This window comes from Nitrosospira sp. TNL200, from assembly GCF_055386305.1.
Genome location: NZ_AP041003.1, coordinates 1555976 through 1578529, shown reverse-complemented (window position 1 = coordinate 1578529; position 22554 = coordinate 1555976). Strand labels below are relative to the sequence as shown.

The 22554-nt window shown below is 58.6% G+C and carries 16 protein-coding genes and 1 pseudogene; 8 read left to right on the top strand and 9 right to left on the bottom strand.

Annotation, left to right across the window (positions count from 1 at the left end; all coding sequences use genetic code 11):
- Positions 1 to 53: 53 nt before the first annotated feature.
- Positions 54 to 2021: an ATP-dependent DNA helicase gene (locus tag ACZ5CE_RS06990; protein ID WP_464577240.1), complete on the top strand. Its 1968-nt coding sequence runs from the start codon at positions 54 to 56 to the stop codon at positions 2019 to 2021.
- Between the two features lie 63 nt (positions 2022 to 2084).
- Here ACZ5CE_RS06990 and ACZ5CE_RS06985 read toward each other — a convergent pair whose 3' ends face one another.
- Positions 2085 to 3452: an ATP-binding protein gene (locus ACZ5CE_RS06985; RefSeq protein WP_464577238.1), complete on the bottom strand. Its 1368-nt coding sequence runs from the start codon at positions 3450 to 3452 to the stop codon at positions 2085 to 2087.
- Between the two features lie 11 nt (positions 3453 to 3463).
- Positions 3464 to 4159: a response regulator gene (locus ACZ5CE_RS06980; protein ID WP_464577236.1), complete on the bottom strand. Its 696-nt coding sequence runs from the start codon at positions 4157 to 4159 to the stop codon at positions 3464 to 3466.
- 221 nt (positions 4160 to 4380) lie between these two features.
- Here ACZ5CE_RS06980 and ACZ5CE_RS06975 point away from each other — a divergent pair, with 221 nt between their 5' ends.
- Positions 4381 to 4872: a Spy/CpxP family protein refolding chaperone gene (locus ACZ5CE_RS06975; RefSeq protein WP_464577235.1), complete on the top strand. Its 492-nt coding sequence runs from the start codon at positions 4381 to 4383 to the stop codon at positions 4870 to 4872.
- Between the two features lie 72 nt (positions 4873 to 4944).
- Here the strand turns inward: ACZ5CE_RS06975 and ACZ5CE_RS06970 are convergent, their stop codons facing one another.
- On the bottom strand, positions 4945 to 5997 hold the full coding sequence (locus tag ACZ5CE_RS06970; RefSeq protein ID WP_464577233.1) for a DUF2278 family protein: 1053 nt from the start codon (positions 5995 to 5997) through the stop codon (positions 4945 to 4947).
- A gap of 344 nt (positions 5998 to 6341) precedes the next feature.
- Positions 6342 to 9539 (bottom strand): AAA family ATPase, encoded by a 3198-nt coding sequence (locus ACZ5CE_RS06965; protein WP_464577231.1) that lies wholly within the window; start codon positions 9537 to 9539, stop codon positions 6342 to 6344.
- A 396-nt stretch (positions 9540 to 9935) separates the two neighbouring features.
- Here ACZ5CE_RS06965 and ACZ5CE_RS06960 point away from each other — a divergent pair, with 396 nt between their 5' ends.
- The 4 genes from ACZ5CE_RS06960 (at position 9936) to ACZ5CE_RS06945 (ending at position 13091) form a co-directional block, all read left to right on the top strand.
- Positions 9936 to 10136, top strand: coding sequence for a hypothetical protein (locus ACZ5CE_RS06960; RefSeq protein ID WP_464577229.1), 201 nt, complete (start codon positions 9936 to 9938; stop codon positions 10134 to 10136).
- 153 nt (positions 10137 to 10289) lie between these two features.
- Positions 10290 to 10934 carry a TetR/AcrR family transcriptional regulator gene (locus tag ACZ5CE_RS06955; RefSeq protein ID WP_464577228.1) on the top strand — a complete coding sequence of 215 codons (645 nt, stop codon included), beginning with the start codon at positions 10290 to 10292 and terminating at the stop codon, positions 10932 to 10934.
- A gap of 66 nt (positions 10935 to 11000) precedes the next feature.
- On the top strand, positions 11001 to 11300 hold the full coding sequence (locus ACZ5CE_RS06950) for a DUF4242 domain-containing protein (RefSeq protein ID WP_464577226.1): 300 nt from the start codon (positions 11001 to 11003) through the stop codon (positions 11298 to 11300).
- A 45-nt stretch (positions 11301 to 11345) separates the two neighbouring features.
- Entirely contained in the window at positions 11346 to 13091 is a 1746-nt protein-coding gene (locus ACZ5CE_RS06945) for a tetratricopeptide repeat protein (RefSeq protein ID WP_464577224.1), read from the top strand.
- 232 nt (positions 13092 to 13323) lie between these two features.
- Here the strand turns inward: ACZ5CE_RS06945 and ACZ5CE_RS06940 are convergent, their stop codons facing one another.
- Positions 13324 to 14184, bottom strand: coding sequence for an MBL fold metallo-hydrolase (locus ACZ5CE_RS06940; protein WP_464577222.1), 861 nt, complete (start codon positions 14182 to 14184; stop codon positions 13324 to 13326).
- Positions 14185 to 14283: 99 nt separating this feature from the next.
- Between ACZ5CE_RS06940 and ACZ5CE_RS06935 the strand changes: the two are divergent.
- Positions 14284 to 14555 (top strand): annotated as a pseudogene (locus ACZ5CE_RS06935) (IS3 family transposase); the annotation flags it as partial.
- Here ACZ5CE_RS06935 and ACZ5CE_RS06930 read toward each other — a convergent pair.
- From ACZ5CE_RS06930 to ACZ5CE_RS06915, 4 genes are all read right to left on the bottom strand, one after another.
- Positions 14512 to 14643: a hypothetical protein gene (locus ACZ5CE_RS06930; RefSeq protein WP_464577220.1), complete on the bottom strand. Its 132-nt coding sequence runs from the start codon at positions 14641 to 14643 to the stop codon at positions 14512 to 14514. The pseudogene ACZ5CE_RS06935 and the gene ACZ5CE_RS06930 sit on opposite strands and share 44 nt — an antisense overlap.
- Before the next feature lie 206 nt (positions 14644 to 14849).
- On the bottom strand, positions 14850 to 15752 hold the full coding sequence (locus ACZ5CE_RS06925) for a tyrosinase family protein (RefSeq protein WP_464577218.1): 903 nt from the start codon (positions 15750 to 15752) through the stop codon (positions 14850 to 14852).
- Positions 15749 to 16303, bottom strand: a complete 555-nt coding sequence (locus tag ACZ5CE_RS06920; RefSeq protein ID WP_464577217.1) for a hypothetical protein — start codon at positions 16301 to 16303, stop codon at positions 15749 to 15751. The genes ACZ5CE_RS06925 and ACZ5CE_RS06920 overlap by 4 nt, the downstream gene beginning before the upstream one ends.
- Before the next feature lie 187 nt (positions 16304 to 16490).
- Entirely contained in the window at positions 16491 to 20348 is a 3858-nt protein-coding gene (locus ACZ5CE_RS06915) for a P-loop NTPase fold protein (RefSeq protein WP_464577215.1), read from the bottom strand.
- Between the two features lie 190 nt (positions 20349 to 20538).
- Here ACZ5CE_RS06915 and ACZ5CE_RS06910 point away from each other — a divergent pair, with 190 nt between their 5' ends.
- Positions 20539 to 22524 (top strand): tetratricopeptide repeat-containing protein, encoded by a 1986-nt coding sequence (locus tag ACZ5CE_RS06910; RefSeq protein ID WP_464577214.1) that lies wholly within the window; start codon positions 20539 to 20541, stop codon positions 22522 to 22524.
- The last annotated feature ends 30 nt before the right edge of the window (positions 22525 to 22554 follow it).

The following is a 22554-nucleotide window of genomic DNA, read 5'->3' as shown; positions in this document are numbered from 1 at the left end:
GAAGCAGCGGCTGACCTGGGTTATCATGGCAGCTCGTTATTTCGACGGCGCCCATGCCCGATATCGATTCTTTTTTCTCCGCCCAGGGCCCGCTTGCGCGCGCTGTCCCCGGCTACAGCGCACGCGCCCAGCAACTGGAGATGGCGCGGGCGATAGCCGATACCATAGCGGAAAATCGCATCCTCGTGGCCGAAGCCGGCACCGGTACCGGGAAAACGTTTGCCTACCTGGTGCCGGCATTGCTGGCTGGCGGCAAGGTCATCATCTCCACCGGCACCAAGACCTTGCAGGACCAGCTTTTCAATCGCGACATACCTACCGTGCGGGCGGCGCTCAAGGCGCCTGTGACCGTCTCGCTATTGAAAGGCCGCGCCAACTACGTATGCCATTATCATCTGGAACGAACGCTTCAGGATGAGCGGCTGAGCTTTGCCAGCCGCCAGGAAACCAGATACCTGAAGCTGATCGAGCGCTATGCCGCCGTGAGCAGGAGCGGCGACAAAAGCGGCCTGAGCGAAGTACCGGAGAATGCCGCGGTCTGGCAACAGGTCACTTCCACGCGGGACAGTTGCCTCGGCTCGGATTGCCCGCACCATAAAAAATGCTTTGTCATGGAGGCGCGCAAGCAGGCGCTGCTCTCGGATGTGGTCGTGGTCAACCACCATCTCTTTTTTGCCGATGTCATGCTGCGGGACGAGGGCGTGTCGGAATTGCTGCCTGCCTGCAATACGGTAATATTCGACGAAGCCCACCAGCTCCCTGAAACCGCCAGTCTTTTTTTCGGGGAATCCGTCAGCACCAGCCAGTTGCTGGAGCTGGGGCGCGACGCGGAGGCGGAGGCGTTGCGCGGCGCCAGGGATTTTGCCGCCCTGCCCCCGGCAATCGCTGCCATGGAAAAAGCGGCCCGCGATTTCCGCCTGGCCGTCGAAGGCGAGAATCTCCGGCTGCCGCTGGCCGCCGTGAAGCAGAATCCCCGGTTTGGCGCCGCGCTCGACACACTGCTCGGCGCTCTCGATTCACTGGGCGAACTCCTGGAAAGCCAGGCGGAACGCTCGGAAGGTCTGGAAAGCTGCTGGCAGCGCGCCAGGGAAATAACCGGGAGCGTCAGGCGCTGGCGCGACCAGGCGGAAGCCGAAGGATTCGTGCGCTGGGTCGAAGTATTCAGCCATGCGCTGCAGCTCAACGCCACCCCTCTGTCCATCGCGGAAATATTCGGCAGACAGCTCGCCGGATCTCCACGCGCCTGGATTTTTACTTCCGCAACCTTGTCAGTGAAGGGCGATTTCTCGCACTATCATGGAGAGATGGGCTTGAGCGCGCCGCCGCATGCGGCCCAGTCCGCCTGCTGGGAGAGCCCGTTCGACTTCGCCAACCAGGCCCTGCTCTACGTGCCGGCAGGCATGTCCGACCCGAATAACCTGCGCTACGCCGAGGACGTGGTGAAAGCCGCGCTCCCCGTGCTGAAAGCCAGCCGCGGGCGTGCCTTCTTCCTGTGCACCAGCCTGCGCGCCATGCAGCGCACCCATGACTTGCTGGCAAAGGCGTTCGAGCAGGAGAAGCTGGAATATCCTTTGCTGCTGCAAGGCCAGGGCTCGCGCACCCATATGCTGGAGCGTTTCCGCAACATGGGCAATGCCGTGCTGGTCGGCAGCCAATCCTTCTGGGAGGGAGTGGACGTGCGCGGCGAGGCATTATCGCTGGTGGTGATCGACAAATTGCCTTTCGCCCCGCCCGACGACCCGGTGCTCGCGGCACGCATCGACAAGATCAACAAGGAGGGACGCAACGCCTTTCTGGAATACCAGTTGCCGCGCGCAGTCATCAACCTCAAGCAGGGGGCGGGACGGCTGATCCGCGACGAGAAGGATCACGGCGTGCTGATGATCTGCGATCCACGGCTCATCACCAAGCCCTACGGCAGAAAAATCTGGCAGAGCCTGCCACCCATGAAGCGCACCCGCGAACTGGAGGAAGTGGAGAAATTCTTCCGGGAGAAAGCAAGTTCATCGAAGCGGATGTGATGGGTGGAGCACAGCACAACCCATCCTGCGGTTAAAAAAGCTCGCTACACACTCCCGTCAGCCTCAGGTTTTCACAAGCGGCAGGCGTATAAGCACGTTCAGCCCCCCGCCCTGCTCATTCCTGGCGGCGATACTGCCGCCATACAAGCGAACCGCGCGATCGGCGATGGCAAGGCCAAGCCCGTGCCCGCCGCTCGAACGGTCCCGGGCTGCTTCCACCCGGACGAATGGTTCAAAAAGATGGGGCAGCATTTCCTCCGGGACACCGGGCCCATGATCGCGCACCTGAATGATGATGCCGCCCGGTTTTCCCGCCTCTTTCCGCATACTGATCTCCACCGCCGTGCCCGGCTTCGTGTATCTGGCGGCATTGCGAACGACGTTCTCGATGGCGCTGCGCAGCAGCATGGCATTGCCATTGATGACCGCCTCGAAGGATACACCCAGGCTGACTTTGCAGCCCCTTGATTCCGCCTCGAATTGTGCGTCCGCCATGATTCCTTCCAGCAACTCCTGCATTTCGACCCGCTGGATATGCGCGGCATCCACTCCCGCTTCCAGGCGGGAAAACTCCAGAAGCTGGCCTATCAGCCCATTCAGGCGTTCTATTTCGAGCTCGATGCGGCCAAGCTCTTCTTCCGCATCGCCGCGGAACCGTTGCCGCGCAAGCTCCAGCGCAACCTGAAGCCGCGCGAGAGGCGAGCGCAATTCATGGGATGCATCGCTCAGCAGCTGCCGCTGGGCGTTGAATGCTCTTTCCAGCCGTTCAGCCATCCTGTCGAACGCTCCCGCCAGGTCTGCGATTTCGTCCTGGCGGCGGCCCATGGAAGGGGCCACGCGCTGGGCAAGATCGCCCGCCGCGATATGCTGGGCGGCCCTCCGCAGCCGCTCGAGCGGAAGCGTCAGGTAGCGGCTGAGCAGCATGCAAGCCAATATGCTTATCAGCGCTGCGATCGTGACGGGAAGCGCGATGACCCTGGGCCGCTGCAAGATCCGCAGCAACGTGGCGCTCTGGAAATCGGGTACCATACGGTAAGCGCTTCCATCGGCCAGCAGAATGGGCTCTGCATGCCGGTGCCGCTTCCGTTCCATGCGTCCAGCATACTCGCGCCTGCGCTCCATTCTTGCGATGATATCCGGCGGTACGTCCCGCCCAAGCAGATCCTGTCCCTTTTTATCGATCAGAAAGATCGGTATGGCTTCGCTGCGGTCCAGGTGTTCCAGCCATTCCCTCAGCCCTTGCACGCCTGTTCGCTGGGTGATCGCCCGTGCCTGCTCCAGATAGTCCGACAGGCGGGAGCGGACACTGCCGATATCCTGCTGCGTCCGTATATGTTCCAGATAGCTGGAAGCGGCGAACATCAGCACGCCGGTGAAGATGATCAACGTAAGCCAGAACGAGAGAAATATTTTCCAGAAGAGCTTATGCACCGCGAGGACCATCATGCCCGGGAATAAATATAACCAATGCCCCGGACAGTCTTGATCCGTTCCTGGCCATCGGGCAGCGGTCCCAGCTTCTTGCGCAGATTACTTACGTGCATGTCGAGGCTGCGATCATAACGGCTCAATTTGCGGCCGAGCGCCCGCTCGGACAAAACCGCTTTCGAAACGACGTTGCCGGCTTCATCGAGCAGCACATGCAGGAGACTGAATTCGGTGCTGGTCATGGAGAGGGGCTTGCCCGCGCATTCCACGGCACGCGAACCGGAATGGATGACAATATCATTCAGCGCGATCCTGCCCGGAGTTCCATCCCCACCGGACTCGGCTTGCGCTTCGACTCTTCTCAGAATCGCGCGAATCCTCGCCGCCAGTACTCTTGGATTGGACGGCTTGGCAAGGTAATCATCGGCTCCGAGTTCGAGCCCCACGATGCTGTCGACGTCATCCCCGCGCGCTGTCAGTATCAACACGGGAAGCATGGAATGCGTGCGCAATTCGCGCAGCACGTCGAAGCCGTTGCGGCCCGGCATCATGATGTCGAGTATCAGGAGATCGTATTCAGCGGCCAGCGCCCTGGCCAGCGCGGCGCTGCCGTCATGCGCCAACTCGACCTCGAAGCCTTCCCTGCCGAGATAGGCGGCCAGCATATCGCCTAATTCACTGTCATCATCGGCCAGGAGTATGCGCGCCATCGTCTTGTAGGTTCCATGGATTGTTCCGGGTTGCTGTAGAAGGATATTGCCAAACCATCTCGGTCAAATAAAGCGCCTTTCCGTTTCTTTACACAACTTTACGCTTCCCTCACCCACATTGACATGCCCCGGTTCTATTATTTGCTCACACCGTGGGCACTGCGCGACTATCACGCTATCACGGTGGAATCTGGCAAATGACCTTTAGGAGACATCAGCTCATGAAATCCATCGCGAAAATCGTATTGATCAGCGGCCTGCTGGCAAGCAGTATGGCCCTGGCCGCTCCCGGCCCGGACAACAGTAATTCAGGGAAAACCTGGCATGACTGCCACCATGGCAGGCATTCCGGAATGAAAGGAGAAGGCATGTCCGGAGGAGAAAAATTTCTGGACCGGATGACGGATCGCCTCAAACTGACAGCAGAACAGCGCTCATCGGTTCAGGCGGTTTTGCAAAAATCGCAACCCCAGCGAGCCAACCTGAGGGAAAAGATGCAGGCCAACCGCAAGGCGCTAAAGGAATTGGCCCGAAGCGCCAAGAGCGATAGCAGCCAGGTGGCAACATTGGCGCAGGAACGCGGCCAGCTGGTGGCGGACCTGATCGTTCAGCGCAGCAAGGTACGGGGGGAGATCCGGGATATTCTGACTGACGCGCAGCGGGAGCAGATGAATCAAATGCGTGAAAAATCAGGGCATCGCAACAAAGGCTGAGGTGCTATATCGTACACGGCCCGGCTCAGGCCGGGCTGCCGCCGCGCCAGCGGAGACTTGTTCAGCGCTTCCCTAGAACTTCACCGTCCAGCCCGGGTTGCCTGCCTGCGCGCCGGTATAGGCCACACCGTCCACACGCAACCCGCGATCATTCAGAAGCGTGATGATCCCGCCCTTGTTGGGAAGAAAAACAGGCGGCAGCAGCTGTATCCGCAGGGTCTCTCCAGCCGCGATGGAACCGGCAAGGCTCATCCTGTTCTTGTCCCGGTCCGCGATCTGCCATCCCTCCAGCGGGATGGTTTCGGGGGTAGTATTCAGAAGCGTGACGAACTCGATTTCGGGCGACTGCGTGCTGTTGACCAGCGCAGCGACGATGCGGACCGCTCCATCCGGCATTTCCGGGCCTGGCTGCCCACCAGGGATGAACGGATTGGATACGATATTCCGGTCCGAAGGCGGGCCGCTGGTTGCCACCCGGGTTTGGTGCCCGGTTCTGTCATCGGTGTGCCAGGTCTGGGACTGAAATTTCAGGAATACGGCGACCCACTGGCTGGTCCTGGGGAAATGAAACATCAGCGCGCCATCCTGGTACACGCCATCATCCCCTACGAAACGCCCCGCATTACCCTGGTTCATATGAATGTCGTGAACGCCATTGCCAGGAACAAAACCGAATATCTTGTCTGTCACATTGTTCTCCGGTCCCCAGCGTTCGCCGAACGCATACATCTGCGCATCTTCATCGGCCATCGCGCGCTGAACAAACTGGTCGATTTTTTCGTTCAAATCGTTGTCGGGACCCGGAACATTGAACGGGAGCACGCGCATATCGCGCGGGTCGAGCAGATTTCCCCGGATAAAATCCAGCGCAAGACCGCCAGGCCGCGGTGGAAGCGCAAGCCACCCCAGCGGTATGTTGGCGAGCTCGGCCAGGATCGGATGATCGAAGCGCGAGTCCACCAGAAATTCAAGCTCGGAGGGAGCCATTTGCGAGGCCACATTCACTGCAATGCGATAGTGCGTAGTGTCATCGACGATATGGATCTGGTAGTGCGGATTAGCGCCTGAGCCGAGTTGGCGGCCCACGGGGCGGCCCTTCAGTACTCCATAGGATTTAAGTGGCATTTTTTTGATTTCCCGATTATTGGAATTGGAGGCGCCGCCGGAGTTGTATCGGCGCCGGTGCCTACATTTATAAAGAGCTGTTATTGTATTTATAGCCGTAAAATCGAAAAAAGCAAGTCATCCGTTGCCCCGGCTGAAGAATGGCGGCCAGAAGATGACGGCCCGCAGCTCAAGCACCTGCTTCGATTCACTACTGCCAGGCGAGGAATATGTTGATGGCATTCGTCGCCCGAATGGCGCGTGCCAATCGGGTTTCATTTTGAAACCATCGGTGGCAACGGCAGGATGGGTGGAGTGAAACGCAACCCATCAAAAACACATCTGCAGCACCAGGTAAATGCCGGTCAACTGGTGCCCGGTTGCATGGCGACCAGCCCGCGCCGCTGCCCCCGCTCAGGAATCTCGGGCGAAGCATCAACCCTGCTCTTCTGGGTGGCTGGAAATGAGATATCCCTCAAGCCCTGCAGGCTTTCTCCCAGGGGATCGGCTTCGTGAAGCGAGTCGAGCAGTTGCTCTATCGCCTGCCGCTTCCTGAAACGGAATTGGCTCGCCAGCTCTGCCTGGCCGCGCAAATCGTGAAATTTCTCGGCTGCGCCATAAACGCGCCAGGCGGCCAGCGGGATATCGGCATCGGCCACGATCTCGAGCGCCTCGGCGAGCCGGATATCCGCCTCATCCAATGATCCCTCCATTAGATCGATAGCGGCAAGCAGGACAAGACTGATGGCAAGATAGCTGCGTTCGGGAGCGGCAGCCGAGAATTCATGCAGGCGCAGGGCATAATGGCGAGCCTTTCCAGACTCGCCCAGGGATAGCCAGGCTTCGCACACTCCCTGGCACGCCGGAAAAAAATAATTGCGGGCTATGGGCAGCGATTCGTCCTGCTCGGCCTGGAAAAAAACTTCGAAACAACGGATCGCTCCTTTCTGATCCCCAAGCCCAAGCAGCGCGCGGCCATGTATAGCCGCAAAATGGATGCGGATAAAGAGTGCCCAGCGACCGGCATCCTGAGGCAGTGCCTCTTCGCACAAGACCCTCGCGCTTTCAAAATCCCCTGCCTCCACATGGAGCCAGGCTGTCAAAATCTGGGAATGCAGGCGCAGGGGCAGGCTCGCGTCGTCGCAGTTGCGTTCGAACGCGCGCCGGCTTTCCTCGGATATTTCCCGCAACCTTCCCCAGTCGCCGGAATGCAGCAAAGCCAGGCCATAATAATAGTGCCCGATCATGAACATATAGCCATCGCCCAGGGTACGCGACAGGGCCAGGGCCTCTTCAGCCGTCAGGCAGGCATGCCGGTAGCGCGAGGCCAGCGTTTCGATATAAATATGCTGCGTCAGCCGGGAGTGCAGGATGAGAGGGTTTGCGGTAGCCCGCGCCAACTCCATGGCGTGGTAGCATGCACGCGCATGCTCGGGGCGCCATGGGCCAAATAGAAGATTCATCCCGCCCCATATGCCTTCCGCTATGGATTGAAGAATCGGGTCTCCCAGGACCTTGGCACGCATCAGCGCCTGTTCGGCCCGTTCGCGGCATTTGCGGCTGTCCATCCAGGCCAGGATGCGGCTCAGTTCGAGAAACGCCGTGACCTCGTTTCTCAGGTCTCCCGAGGCGATGGCGCAGGCAAGCAGATTCTCGAGATCCGCCTTGGCTCCCGCCATCTCCCCCATCGAGCGCTTGATTGCCGATGACTGCTTCAGCAGGCTCATGCGGGTTTCAGTCTGGCCTTCCGCCGGCAAACGCTCGACCATTGCCAGTGCGCGCACAAGATAGTCATGGGCCTGCCGATTGGCAAAACGCTGCGATGATCTGGCAGCCGCCTGCGCCAGATAGCTGATCGCCCGGCTCCAGTCCCATCCTCTTTCGAAATGCAGGGCGGCCTGCGCCGCATGCGTCAGATCCTGCTTGTCGCCTTCCCGCTCGATCGCCTCGCCTATGCGGAAATGCAGCCGGATCGCCTGTCCGGGAGCAAGCCGCTGATAGAGCACCTCGACATATAGCGCATGGCGGAACGCATAACTGCCGGCAACGCTGCCGTCGGGGCGCTGCTCCATGCCTTCCCGAAGCAATACCTGGCCGCGCCGAGCCAGCCCATCGCAGCAGCGATCCACCTCGGCCAGTTCCATGCCGAGCACGGAGCTCAGCAATATCGCGGAAAAATGAGCGCCGATAGCGCTGGCGGCATCCAGCAACTGCTGTTCATCCGGGCTCAACCGTCCGATCTCGCTTTCGATCATGCGGTGGCTGCCTTGCGGCAGTCCTTTCTCGGCCATAGGCTCGTGAGAAACGGGCCAGTTCGGGTGCTGCGCCACCAGATATTCGACCAGATCGGAAACGAACAGAGGGAGCCCGCTGGTACGGCGGAAAAGAGCTTCACCAATTGAACTGGGAACGCGAATGCCAGGAAAGCGCCGGGAGAGGTAACCGTTCACCTCGTCCAGGGAAAATGGCTCCAGGATGATTTCCGAGCCTATGCGGCGCGACATCAGTTCCTCGTGAATCGAAACAAGCGGATGAGCCTGCTGGCTGGCATCGGCCGGCCGGTAGCTGGCTATCGCAAAAAGCTGCGCCGGTTCGTCTCTCTGGGCCAGGAGGTTCAGCAAATCCAGGGTAGCGTGGTCGCTCCAGTGGAGATCCTCGAAGACGAGAATCAAAGGCGCCTCCCGGGCGATGGCTTCCAGCAGCTCGCACCCTTCCCGTATCATCCGTTCGCGGCTGGCGCCGAAAATTTCGCGCTGGAGAACTTCTCTCTCCGCCGGCGGCAGCACTGATGGCAATTGCGCGAGCCAGATGGGCGCATGGCGACGCAATAGCCCGATCAATCCGGCGTCTTCCGCTGCGCGGCAACGCTTTTCGATGGCCTCGATCACCGGAAGCAGCGCTTCGCCCTGGCCCAGGTGCCTGACGCAGCGCATGCGCAGGATCATGGGAGCATGATGGCGAATCTCCTCCAGAAACATCTCGATAAGCGTGGTCTTGCCGATTCCAGGTTCACCTGCCAGGAACAGGATCTGGCGGGAGTGTTCCAGGGAGCGTTGCCAGGCAGCCGTCAATTGCGCCCTGGGCATGTCCCGGAGAATCCGGCAACCGGATCTGATGAATGGGTCGCCCCGGCCACCATTTCCGGGCAGGATGCGCGCGGCGTATTCCTCTCTTTCCGGCCGTAATGCAGGTACGGTAACGGGAGCAATAAATCGATAGCCACGGCGCGCCACTGTCACGAGGTAGGCCGGAGTGCGAGCGTCGTCCCCTAATGCCTGCCGCAGCTCATTGATGCATACTTTCAGCACCGAATCCCCTACGCAGCGGCCCTGCCATACTTCATCCAGCAACTCATCCTTGGTCACCAGCTGCCCATGCCGTTCGACCAGATAGCACAGCGCAGAAAAATTCTTGGGGCGTAACGGGACCACCTGGTCAACATGCCATAAGGTGGCATTTTTCTTATCCAACCTGAATGAATGAAACTGCCAGCAGTTTTCTCCCGGTTCACTCACCTGATTCATGCCATCCCCTTTTTCCTGACCGCCCAATTCTATCCTCACATCCTCGTTCCTGCACGTTTATGGGCAGGTCGAGCCGCCGCATTTCCAGGCAGCGTTCCTGCATGAATACTGGATATCCGGTCTGCCGCACCGGCAAGTCTGGAGTTCAAGCACATTCCCCATCCAGATTATTCTCCCAATGATGGGAATGAGCAATCGGTCCTGGCGGGAATTGCTCCCGCCCTCGAAATTTAACCGATATTTGACCGTTTCTTTACGACTTCCCAGTCCGGCTTCGCTATCGTTCAATCGCTGCGCTTCCGGATCATCATGCCTGGCTGGCCTGGCACGATTAGCACAACCCGGATAATGGAAACGTGCAAGGAAGCAGAAGATATGCGAGGGCACGTATTTGTTGATTAATTGCACGCAATAACGTTAGGGAGAGGAGAGACTGTGGAAAAACCCAAACTTTTAGACTTATTCGGCCTGAGCGGAGATCCGACGGAAAATGCCCGGCTGGACGATCTGTTTCTTCGCCTTGAATCCGATACCTCTTTCGCACCCGAAGGAATTTCAATTCTGATTGAAGAAGGAGGAAACCACTGCAGTCACGAATTCCTCCCCCACCGGGATTTGCAGCGGCGCACAGCCTGATCCATCAAATCCTGCCGGACGACCGGCCCACTGGCATTTCCGTGTTCGCAGATGACCCCGCTGCGGCTTGCAGTGCTTTGCCGAATACTTCTCCGCCGCCTCGGATCTGTTTCTTTTCGCATCCTCTGTTTCAAATCATCGAGCAAAAAGCAGTTGACAAATCAAGACAACCGGTCGTATTATCATCTCATGCCTCGATCTGCGAAAAAGGAATCGAACCGGGACAATCTGTTGAACCAGGGTGTGAGCATGCTCATGCGGCAAGGCTACCACGGCACCGGGCTCCAGGAGATTCTGGATGCGGTACATATTCCCAAAGGCTCTTTTTATAATTATTTTGAGAGCAAGGAAGATTTTGGCGCCAAGGTCATCCAGCATTATGTGGATCCCTTTATCATCCAACTGACCACTCATTTACAACAATCCGGGACGGACGCGCTAGGCGCGATACAGCGTTACTTCGATGAACTTATCGCGGAACTGGAAAAAAACGATTTCAAGGGGGGTTGCCTGCTTGGCAATCTAATGGGCGAGATCGGGGATACCAGCCCGCTTTGCCAGCAATCCCTCCAGATGGCTGTTAACCGCTATCGGGATTTGCTGCAATCCGGTTTGGCCAAAGCGCAGCAGCAAGGCACGGTTAGAACAGACAAACCAGCGGCGGGCATGGCCGATTTATTAGTCAATACCTGGCAGGGAGCCTTGCTGAGAGCGAAGATCGAAAAATCATCCGGGCCCGTCAGGCAATGCTGCCAGGATCTGCTCGGCGACTTTTTCAGGCCCCTTCAGGCCCCCTGAATCTCGCTAATTTTTTCCATTTCATTAAAACGACCGGTCATATTTAACAAGGAACAAGAGGTACGAATGCCCAAATTCATCATTGAACGTGAGATCCCCGAAGCAGGCTCGTTTAACGCGCAGGATCTGCAAGCCATTTCGCAGAAATCATGCGGTGTGCTCGCCAGCATGGGATCTCCAGTCCAATGGGTGGAGAGCTATGTGACCGGCGACAGGATCTATTGCGTCTACATTGCGCCCGACGAAACGGCCATAAGAGCTCACGCCGAGCAAGGCAATTTTCCCGCAAATCGTGTTTCCCGCATCCTGTCCGTAATCGATCCCACCACGGCGGAGAGTTGCCAGAACGCGGAATCTGGACAATAGACAAAGATACCCTTTTGATTGCAAAAATACTTTCAAGGAGACGTAATGGAATCCCGTACTTTTAATTCCCAGATAATGGGACTGGTACTGGTTGGGGCAAGTGTTTTCAGTACGTCCTCGGAAGCGCGCGACGCGGTTCCGGGCGAACAACGTCAGGCCCCTGCGGCGCAAGGCCCGACCCACAAGCATTATGAAGCTCCCCCCATGGCGAATCAGCCGGGACCGGATGGACAAATGGCGCCCAGGCTGCAGAACCTCGGGACTCATGCATTCCCGGTCAGCACGCGAAATAAAAGAGCGCAGCTCTTCATCAACCAGGGCATCAACCTGGCCTACGGGTTCAACCATGCCGAAGCGCGGCGCGCATTCCGCGAAGCCGCACGGCTCGATCCCGCGCTGGCGATGGCATACTGGGGCCAGGCGCTGGTGCTGGGCCCCAACATAAACGCGCCAATGGATCCCAAGGATGAACCCGATGCCGCGGAGTTGGTGCAAAAGGCGAAATCGCTGATGGGGCCGGCGTCGCAAAGGGAGCAGGCGCTGATCGCCGCGCTGGAGAAACGCTATTCGGGCAATTCCGCAGAGCGCGCGGCCAATGACAGGACTTATGCGCAGGCAATGCGGACGGTGCATCGGCGTTTTCCCGCTGACCCCGATATCGCGATGCTCTATGTGGAATCGGTGATGGACCTTCGCCCCTGGGGATACTGGATGCGCGATGGAGCCCCCTATGAGGGAACGGCCGAGATCGTGGCGCTGACCGGGGACGTGCTGCGTCGCCATCCCGCGCATCCGGCCGCATTGCACATGCAGATTCACCTGCTGGAACCGACCGCCACGCCGGAGCGCGCGGAGAAAGCCGCGGACGTCCTGCTTCCGCTGATGCCCGCGGCGGGACACATGATACACATGTCGTCGCACATTTATCAGCGGGTGGGGCGATATGCGGACGCGATAAAAAGCAACCAGCTGGCAATAGCAGCCGACGAGGACTACATCGCCCAATGCCAGGCGCAGGGACTGTACCCGATGGGCTACTATCCGCATAACATTCACTTTCTTACGTTTTCCGCCACGGCAAGCGGCCGCAGCGGAATGGCGATCGAAGCCGCCCGCAAGATCGCCAGCAAGGTGGACGATACCACGTTGAAGGAGATGCCTCTGACTGCCGTGTTCCGCATGGCGCCCTACTGGGCTCTGGCGAGGTTCGGGCACTGGCGGGAGATACTCGATGAGCCCTCGCCTCCCGCTACGAATGCATTCCTCAAGGGGAGCTGGCATTATGTCCGGGGCCTCGCATTCGTGGCAACGGGGGATCTCGCCAGGGCTGAGCAGGAACTGGGAACCTTGCGCGAGATCATGAAAGACCCAAGCCTGGACGGTGCGCTCCTCTCCAAGAATACGCCGCGTACAATCCTCAGGATCGCTCCCGAAGCGCTGGCCGGTGAAATCGATGCCGCGCGCGGCAAATTCGACTCGGCCATAGCGCATCTTGAACGCGCCGTCCGCTATGAAGACGCGCTGGTTTATACGGAACCCGCGGAATGGCATTATCCGCCACGGCTTGCGCTAGGCGCCATCCTCCTCGAAGCGGGATACCCGGATGAAGCGGAGACCGTCTACTGGAACGACCTGCAGCGCAACCGCGACAGTGGCTGGGCCCTTTTCGGGCTGATGCAGGCCCTGCACGCCCAGAAAAAGGAAGCCGAGGCGGAAGTCATCGAGGCACGCTTCAAAAAGGCCTGGAAGGATGCTGATATAGAACTGACGGCCTCACGCATGGGGAGATAGCGAATAACGCCTTGATGGCAGCCAGTTCTATCGTGAACCATGGATCGCACGCCTGCCCGTGATCCCGGTCAGCCGGATGCGCGGGCAGCAATTTTAAAAGACATTATCCGATCTTGCGGTCTTGCGGTCTTGGTTACGAAAGAACTCAACAACCTCCAGCTAAAGCTGGAGGGTTGGGGTTGCGGACTGAAAGTCAGGATACGCGTTGGCTGAACAATGCGTCCTGAGCGCGTCACATCAGGTTCAAGGGTATTTTCAGATACGAGACTCCGTTCTCTTCGGCTGGAGGCATTTCTCCCGCCCGCACGTTCACCTGAACCGATGGAAACATCAGGATAGGCATGTCGAGTGTCGCATCCCGCGCTTCCCGCATGGCTATAAACTCCTTTTCCGATATGCCGTCGCGCACATGTATATTGTGGGCACGCTGCTCGGCAACCGTTGTCTCCCAGCGCGGCTGGCGGCTGGGGGGCGGGTAGTCATGACACAGGAACAGTCTGGTCTCCGCAGGCTGCCCAAGCAGTTTGCGAATTGACTGGAATAACAACCGGGCGTCCCCTCCCGGAAAATCGGCGCGTGCCGTGCCAAGGTCCGGCATGAAGAGCGTATCTCCGACAAAAATGGCGTCCCCAAACTGATACGATAAATCTGCTGGCGTATGGCCGGGAGTCGAAATCGCTTTTGCAGTCAGTTTGCCGACACCGAAAGCCTCGTCATCCCCCAGGAGCGAGTCGAAATGTCTCCCGTCTGCAATGAAATCAGGTCCGAGATTGAATATTTCCTTGAAGATCTGCTGTACTAGGGGAATGTCGCGCCCAGCGCCTGTTTTTCCACCCACGCTGCTTTTGAGATAGTGCGCGGAACTCAAATGGTCGGCATGTATATGTGTCTCCAGTATCCATTCCACCGTCAGGCGCCGGCTTTTAACAAATGCCAGGAGTTTCTCGATGGACTGCGCGCTTGTTCTGCCGGACCTGTAATTGTAATCGAGGACCGGATCGATAATTGCACAGGCCCCGCCAGGCTCATCAAAAACAATATAGCTGATGGTCGAGGTAGCCGGATCGAAGAATGCTTCGATTTGAGGCTGCATTTGCCTTCTCCCGTTCATAGTTGAACTATTGTCTCGCCATGGGCACGTTATACATTAAAATTATATAGGTATAATTTTTATATATAACAGTACTGTGGACTAGCTCTGCGCACCAACCTGCACTGGTGCTCCTATGGCTTCGAGATTTCCTGTTGGAACGGGCAAGCAGTGCGAATTATCTTTGCCCTGGATTGCTGTGCCCGTGAAATCATCAGCCATGTTGCCACTACCAGCGGCACTACTGGCAAGATGGTGCGGGATCTAATGATCGAATCGTTGAGGCTCGCTTCGGGTCGGTTGCCAGACTTCCTCATGCCGTGAAATGGATCAGTGACAATGGCAACTGCCCTTGCGGATCACGAGCATCAGCTCGGCGGCACCGACATCAATCCCGGCAGCGGCCGCAGCAGAAAGCTTTGCAGGTACCATCGTCGTGGGTACAGCCATTTGAGTTGTCATGATGAGTCCTTGGAGCAAAGCGTAACCCATCATTTTCCTGGTGCTGGGTAGATGTTTTTTGATGGGTTGCGTTTCACTCCACCCATCCTACCGTTGCTACCGTTGCTACCGTTGCTTTGCCATGAAGAAATTAATATTGATTCAGAAAAAGAAACAGGACTTGACGCTACCCCCTCCCGGCGAGGGGCCGCGCCTCGTTGCCCCGATCAGGCCTGCAATTCCGTCAGATCGGAAAGGGTGTCGTACTCGTAATACCGCTTGTAATCCGTCATATCCCCCGGCGTCACATTGTCCTGGTAGATGCTGTAAAGCGCATCGCCGATCCGGTGAAACTGGAGCGTGTCCGGCGCCGTCATGTCCGGGAGGTAGGGGGCGCCGGCATGGCGTTCCTGCCACGCGGCCCAGATTCGATCCACGTTGCAGTGATGCAGGAAGAAAACTGGGTCATTGGGCGATGATGACAAGGACATATCTCCGCCCACCCAGACGTGCACGCTGTTATGGATGCGCTCGTTGCCGATCCAGCCTTCCACCAGGTTGCGCAGGCCGCCGGGCGACGACGAGTTGAACGGCGAGGTGTCATAGGACGCCTGGTCGCGTATGACCATGCGCACGCCGGTGCGGGAAGGAAGGCTGCCGTCGTTCCCCAGCGCGCGCTGGAGCGTGCGGTTTGTCCGCCGCATATCTCCGGTTCTTAGATTCATTTCGAGGCGGATCCGCCAGCTCGAACCGGAGAACTGGCCCAGGTTGGCATTGCTCCATATCGGGGAAGTCGCCGGCTCGGCCAGCTCGGCATCCGCGGTCCAGTCCCAGTAGGGTATGCGAAAATTGTCATCACCGAGGGCACGCCGCAGGAGATTTTCCAGGGTGATCAGGAAATACCGGTGCCAGGGCAGGAAAGCGGGACCGGAATGCGCGGCATTGCGGTCGCTCTGGGTTGGCGGAGTCATCAGCATCATGGACTGGTGATGCCAGAAAACGAACGAATCATAGACGGACAGTCCCTGCTGCCCAGTCCACGGAAACCGGGCCGGATCTTTCAGCCGGGATACGCCGTCGATGAATTGCTGGGCGACGGTGACATCGGTCAGAAAATTGCGCCGGATCATGATTGCTCTCCTTCGCCGGCCTGGCCATGGGCATGGCCCGGGTCATGCCCGCTTTGCGCCTCATCCCCGGCATCATCGGAGAATGCGCCGGGATAAGCGTCCATGACTTGCTTCATCAAATCGACGGCGGACGCATAGGTGACAAAGGGCGTGGCATGGGTATAGACCTGCCCGTCCTCGTCGACCGACAGATGCATGCCTACGGGCTCTCCATCAACCTCCACCCGGTAGGTGGTAATGATCCGGACCTGATGGCCGTTATGCGTGAGTTCGCGCACGCTGGTCGCGTCATGCATGCCGTGCGGCGCGATATAGGCGGGAAATTTCTTCTTTATCCAGTCCGGCTGGGATTGCGCGCCTTCCGTGGGGGAGTAGCGTGCCAGGACGGAAGTATCGGGCGTATCGACTGTAGCGGCCGTATTGGTGGTATTGGCTGTGCTGGCGCTTCCTCCCTTCGAGACCGGACTTCCACCACTGCTTCTCCCTTTGGCGTCCGGGCCACCGCCACCTCCGGTGCCCTTTTCATCGGGAGCACTCGCTTTTTTCATCATATCCTCCATAACCATAACGTTGCATAAAACCGGCGAGGAACAGCGCAAGGCCACATCCAGCCATATCCAGCCAGTCCCACGCCCGGCACCTTCTTTTTATAGTAAAGAAAGCAAAAAAAACCAATGCATCCGCAGCAAATTTACCTCTTTCCCGCATCCATGCATTCGAGACAGGAATAGCCTATGCTCAGGACCGCCCGGGCTCGAACGAGAATCGGGCCACGCGCTGCATCCATGGGGCAAATACGGAAAGCGGCGTATCGGCCGCGATAGGTGTGCGAGCTGCGCCAAGCCGGTTATCCAGCCAGTCACGCATGCGGCGCCAACTGCCGCTATCCCTCAGTGCATCACTCTGGATCATCGCATTCATTCGTTTTATCATCCACGCGATATTCGCCGGAGCCTCATCCCGGGGAGCAGCATGCAAGCCCTCTTCCATGATCGAAAAAAATTCGTGGGCGAGCAAGGGCATTCCGGTATCCACCGCGAGCAGGAAAAGCACGGCCTGGTAATCTGCCAGGATATCGTTAGGCTGCAGGAAAGACCGTGCCTCATGCACGGTGAGACCGGCTTTGATCAACCGGTAAACATTGACGAACCGCTTGAGCGCCCGTGGCGAGCGGCCGAGTATCGGCGCAAGCCTGCTCATAAAATCCAGCTCTTCCTGTATCGTTTCGAGGCTCTTGAAGGCTGGGTAGACGGCCGGCAAAACCACCGCGCTGCCGGCGCCTTCCCCCGTTGATGCGGAAGCGATATACGGCGACACGGATGGCGCGGCCTGCTGCTGCGCTTGTGCCGACGGCGCCGGAGCACCGGAAGACTTCTCCAATGAAATGTCCTGGCCCGGAGAGCCTTCCCGGATCGATGTAGCTTCTTCTTTCCCTGCCGCATCTGCGGCGGGCGCCAGCTCGGCGGATGGCTCTCCCTGCGCAGATTCCTTGACGGATTGAACAGTCTGCGTGGCTTGTTTCAGGTTTTCATCCGGTCGCTTGATGCTGGTCTGCAGCAAGCCGCGAATCATCCGGTCGCTGGCGGCTGCATCCATCGGCCTCAGCCAGAATGGTATCTGGAAAATTTTTTCCAGATAATCGTTGGGCGTGGCCGAGCCCAGCAGCAAACCGGCGTTGTCCTCGCCATCCGGCGATTTGCCGCTGACGTGGAGCAACTGGTGGTAGCGCGCCTGCAGCGAGCGCTTGATCCATCGCGCGTCCACCCCCACCACCACGACGAACAGCGGGAACGCGAGGAGCAAATGCACCGCCTGGAGCACTTCGACCACCTTGTTGGGCGGACAGCGGTCCAGGTCGTCGATATAGAGCACGATGCGATTGATGCGCCTGTCCTTGTCCTTTTCCTCTTCGGCCAGGCTTGCATACCTCTGCTGTCCCTGTGCACGCGGCGATTCCAGCGGGTCTTCAGGCGACAGCGCCCAGTTGTCTTCCTCGATGAGACCGGAAAGTTTTTCGAAGTCGTCGCGCACCAGCGCGAGCACGCCCAGGTGCTTGCGGTAGTCACTGCTCGCGGCCCGGTCGGTGATGAAATTGGCCAGCAGCCGCCCGGCTGTCGCCGCTTTGAGTTCGGCGGCCGCCGCGGCTTCCCGCGCTTTTGCTTCTGCATGCTTCTGCTGGGCAGCATCGAGCGCGGCCGTCAATTCACGCAGCTTCTGCTCGGCCTGCGTCACTTTTCGCACATGCTCGGCAGTCTGCGTCGCCATTTCTTCATCGAATTTCTTTTGCGCCGCTTCCGCTTCGCCCAGCCTTCTGGATATCCACTCCGCCTGTTGTTTGAGCCAGGGCACGCCCGAGCCGATCAATGTCGCCAGGCCGGCGGCATAGGCGTAGATGTCGGCAACGCTCGACCCCAGCACTTGCAGCACGAAGCGTACCAATATCGTCATCACTGGCACACCCAGAAGGCTGAAGAACAGCCAGGCGAACCGCCGGTTGCGGTCCTTCGCATGCATGAGCGGAGCGAGGAAGCGCTGTCCCCTTCCGAGCACGCCATGGATCTGGCGCAAGGCTCCTTCGAGTTCCACTGCTTTGCTGCCGACCGCGGTGAGATTGAGTTGCGTGAGCGCATCGAGAACCGGCTGATGGGCACCGGTAAGCAGAAAATCCTTCCCGACGTGCTCGGCGTTCAGCTTTGCGAGCTCCCTGGTTTTTTCATCGAGATTCCTCTGCGCGTCATCGAGATCGCCCTTGGCGACAGTTGCCGCGGCCTTTGCGCTGTCCACCGCATTGCTCGCCGCCCGTGAAAGGGCTTTCTCCTCCGCCAGTTTGTTGATCAGTTCCTTCTGCAGGGTTTGACTGACAGAGGTCTCCTTACCCGGATAAAGATTGTCGAGGATATGCTCGACCAGGCTTGCCCAGAGGTTACCCTCGACATAATGCCAGGCATTGAATTCGATCTGGACGATATTCTTGTATATCGGCAGGTCCCGCTGCATGCGGTTGGCTGCGCGCGCTTCCTTCGCCAGTTCATCGATGGCGTTGCGCAACTGCCGCATGAAAAAGGTTTTGCCGGAACCCCACTCGCCGAACAGGCCAATAGATAGCGGCGGCACGACAGTGCGGGCCGCGATCAGCACGGCGAGCGCGCGCACCTCGTCCTGGATGCCCAGCAGATCTTCGCCTCCTGCCCGATCGGTGCTGAAGCCACTTAAGCGACGCGACGCGATTTCCGATGATTCGCCAATGAGCAATGCTTCCCAGGCCTGGTCGAGGTCCCCCTGGCCGCGCACCCATTCGTGCAATGCTTCGCGCACGAATACCGGATCGAGACCCATCTCGGCAAGACGCTTGAGCGCACCAGAGCGCTCCGCTCTTTCATCGTCAGCCAGCAACGCCGCAAGCAGGTGGCGTCCATGAATTTCTTCCTTGTTCGTCGTGCGCTGCGCGATATCGCGGGAACGCTCTAGTGCTGAGAAGAGATAAGACGTCATGCCGATAGGACCCGCAAATCCTCCACCTTTTACTATGGGTTTCAGCCCTAGCGAACCCCGCCTGCTAAAGTAGTGATCTCGAACTGCGCCGTATTCTTTTGCATAACTATCGATCAGATTACGCAGGAAATGCGCCGTCCAGGGACCTTCCGTATCCGTGGCTTCGGCAATGGTAAATAACAGGAAACTAGTAGTCACAACACCTAGAGTTGTATTACTCGAAGCCATCCTCACGGCACGCTCCATTAGAAGCGAAATCGAAGGGGCGGTCCTGAATTCGGCGAGCTGTGCCAGCGGAACCACGCCCGGGTCGGAAGTCGATGGCGATGGCGGCTGTTCGCCGGATGCTTGAGATGATGGCTCGGTAGGTTGCCGATCCGGCTGCTGAGCCGCTTCCCTCTCTGGTTGCTCAGTTGCAACTCCGGGGGATGGCTGTGAAGATTGTTGAGCTCCTTCCTGCTTTTCTTTGATATTCCCGTAAAACGGCGCTTCATCCGGCCCATAAAAAGATGAATGCTCATCCGGTCCGTAAAAAGATGACTGTTGGGCTGCCGATTGTTTTTCGCTGTTATCGTCACGGTTGTCAGCGGCCGGATTATCTGGGCTTTGGGTCGAGGCAACGTTCATTGCAGCCACAGTGCGCGCGATCACCGCATCGGCTATCCGGTCGAGCTCGCTGTCGCATTGCTCTCGGGGAAGCTCGGCAAGCGCGGGAGATTCAGGACCGAGAAGCATCGCGGATTCGAGCCAATCCAGGGAAAAAACCAGGGGCCGCAAGTGGATGCGAAGCATGCGAAACGTCGAAGCCTCACCCAGAGAAAGCCGGAGCATTCCAGCAAGATCGCGAAAATAGGAAGATTTCAGCAAGTCATCGGAGACGAGGAAGAGCATATACACGGCATCGCGCACCTGCTCGTGTAGTTGTTCCGGACTGCGAATCAGCTCGCCGAGCTTCTCGTTATTCCAGGATTCGACTGCCAGACCGGCTGGAAAGAGTTGAAGATTACGCGTTCGAGAGGCGAGCCTGTCCTGCAGCCTTTGCTCCCAGGCTTCGTCCTCCTTCGCATAAAACAGGATGATTTTCTTGCTGGAAGATGGGAGCATGATTTTCTTCCCTGGTATCGGCGCCGCATTCTCATTCTGACTGAGCTAACTCATCCTGCCCCAGTGAAGAAGCCAGAAGGGCCGGCGTACCGGGTACATAAGCACTAAACAATTCATACTATACTGGAGGTGGCAGATTTTCCCTATCACGAGGATAGGCGCCGCTTAATTCCGACCCGGGATAGATATCATGAAGCCTCACGCTTTCGTTGCGATGCCCTTCGGCAGCAAACCCGGCCCCGATGGGCAGTCGATCGACTTCAATCGCGTCTATGCTGAATACATTCAGCCTGCATTGGAAATGGCAGGACTGGAAGTCTTCCGCGCAGACGAGGAGCAGCGCGCCGGCAACATCATCACTGACATGTTCCAGGAACTGCTGATAGCCGACCTCGTAGTGGCCGACCTCACCATCGACAACCCCAATGTCTGGTATGAGCTTGGCGTGCGCCATGCGCTGCGCGCCCGCGGCATCCTATTGATTTGCGGCGGCCGCATTCCTGCCGCCTTCGATCTTTACACGCAGCGCAAGTTGCGCTACGGCATCGCGGACGGCGCCGTGGATCCTGCCACGCTGCAAAACGACCGGCGCCACCTCACCGAAATGGCCGAGGCAACCATGGAGTCCTGGCACGGCCGCAAGGAAAGTCCGGTCTATCACCTGCTGCCCAACCTGCAGGAGCCGGACTGGAAGTCGCTGCGTATCGGTGAAGTGCAGGAGTTCTGGCAGCGGCATGATGCCTGGAAAGAGCGCATCCTCCTGGCAGGCAAGGCACGGTTGATCGGAAATATGCTGGTGCTTGCGGACGAGGCCCCGGTGGCGGCCTTTCGCGCGGAGGCGTGGATCGCGGCGGGTACGGCCCTGCGTAAAACCGAGCATTTCAATTTCGCGCTGGAGCAGCTCGAACGTGGCCTGGCGATCGAACCCCGGAACCTTGCAGGCTTGCAGGAAAAGGGAATCTGCCTGCAACGGCTGGCGCTTGCCGGAATACCAGCCTACTCCCTGGATAAGGCTCGCGCGCATTATCGCAATGTACTGGATGAATATCCGGACGACGCCGAAACCTGGGCGCTGCTGGGCAGGCTGGACAAGGATGCCTGGATTGCCGCATGGCACCGGCCGGGCGCCACGCCGGAGCAGATGAGGGAGGATGCCGCGTATGATGATGCGCTGCTCCGGTGCGCCATCGAGAGCTATGCCAGCGGTTACCGCCGCAACCCCGCTCATTATTATTCCGGTATCAATGCGCTGACCCTGATGCATCTGTATCGCCATCTTACCCATGAAGCACGTTATGACAACGATATCGGACTCATGGCCGGCGCAGTCCGTTTTGCGGCCGGGTGCGAACCACGCGAGTCGCTACATTTCTGGTCGCAGGCCACCCTGGGTGACCTTGAAGTGCTCATGGGCACGCCGGATACGGTCAAGGCCGCCTATAAGGAAACCATCGCGAAAAACGACAAGGATTGGTTCGCGCTCAATTCCAGCTGCGCGCAATTGCAACTGCTGAAGGACCTCGGCTTTCGTTCTCAGACTGTCGAGACCGGCATTGCCACTTTCACGCGCGCGCTGCAAAAACTGGTCAGGCCCGAGGAGTGCTGGCAGCCACGGCAGGTATTGCTGTTCAGCGGGCACATGATGGACGCGCCCGGCCGCCCTGCTCCGCGCTTTCCTCCAAGGAAGGAGGATGCGGCCAGGCGAAAGATTGCTGCCGCAATAGAGGACCTGGAGGCGGGCTCCGGGGATATCGCGCTGGCCCAGGGCGCGAGCGGCGGCGATATTCTGTTCCTTGAAGCCTGCCGCGAGCGGGGCACTCGCCTGCAAATGATGCTGCCATTGCCAGAACCCGAATTCATTCAGCGCTCCATCCTGCCTTCCGCCAACGGCGACAAGTGGCGCAAGCGCTACTATGCATTGAAGGAAAACGCCAGCAATCCGCCGCGCATCATGCCGGATGAGCTTAGCCCTTCGCCCGGGGATGTGACTTCCTTTGAACGCTGCAACCTGTGGCTGCTTTACACCGCCCTCGCCTTTGGAGTGAACAGGGTGCGCTTCATTTGCCTGTGGGACGGCAGCAAGGGCGATGGCCCCGGAGGCACCGAGCATATGTACAACGAGATCAAGAGCAGGACCGGGCGGGTAACATGGATCAATATCAGCGAACTTGGGTAAACCATGCCCAGCATCTTCCTGAGCCATTCG

Coding starts and splice junctions, on each gene's coding strand:
- ACZ5CE_RS06940 (WP_464577222.1), bottom strand. CDS start 14,184: ATGCAGCCTCAAATCGAAGCATTCTTCGATCCGGCTACCTCGACCATC.
- ACZ5CE_RS06970 (WP_464577233.1), bottom strand. CDS start 5,997: ATGCCACTTAAATCCTATGGAGTACTGAAGGGCCGCCCCGTGGGCCGC.
- ACZ5CE_RS06920 (WP_464577217.1), bottom strand. CDS start 16,303: ATGATGAAAAAAGCGAGTGCTCCCGATGAAAAGGGCACCGGAGGTGGC.
- ACZ5CE_RS06975 (WP_464577235.1), top strand. CDS start 4,381: ATGAAATCCATCGCGAAAATCGTATTGATCAGCGGCCTGCTGGCAAGC.
- ACZ5CE_RS06910 (WP_464577214.1), top strand. CDS start 20,539: ATGAAGCCTCACGCTTTCGTTGCGATGCCCTTCGGCAGCAAACCCGGC.
- ACZ5CE_RS06915 (WP_464577215.1), bottom strand. CDS start 20,348: ATGCTCCCATCTTCCAGCAAGAAAATCATCCTGTTTTATGCGAAGGAG.
- ACZ5CE_RS06925 (WP_464577218.1), bottom strand. CDS start 15,752: ATGATCCGGCGCAATTTTCTGACCGATGTCACCGTCGCCCAGCAATTC.
- ACZ5CE_RS06930 (WP_464577220.1), bottom strand. CDS start 14,643: ATGACAACTCAAATGGCTGTACCCACGACGATGGTACCTGCAAAGCTT.
- ACZ5CE_RS06990 (WP_464577240.1), top strand. CDS start 54: ATGCCCGATATCGATTCTTTTTTCTCCGCCCAGGGCCCGCTTGCGCGC.
- ACZ5CE_RS06950 (WP_464577226.1), top strand. CDS start 11,001: ATGCCCAAATTCATCATTGAACGTGAGATCCCCGAAGCAGGCTCGTTT.
- ACZ5CE_RS06945 (WP_464577224.1), top strand. CDS start 11,346: ATGGAATCCCGTACTTTTAATTCCCAGATAATGGGACTGGTACTGGTT.
- ACZ5CE_RS06980 (WP_464577236.1), bottom strand. CDS start 4,159: ATGGCGCGCATACTCCTGGCCGATGATGACAGTGAATTAGGCGATATG.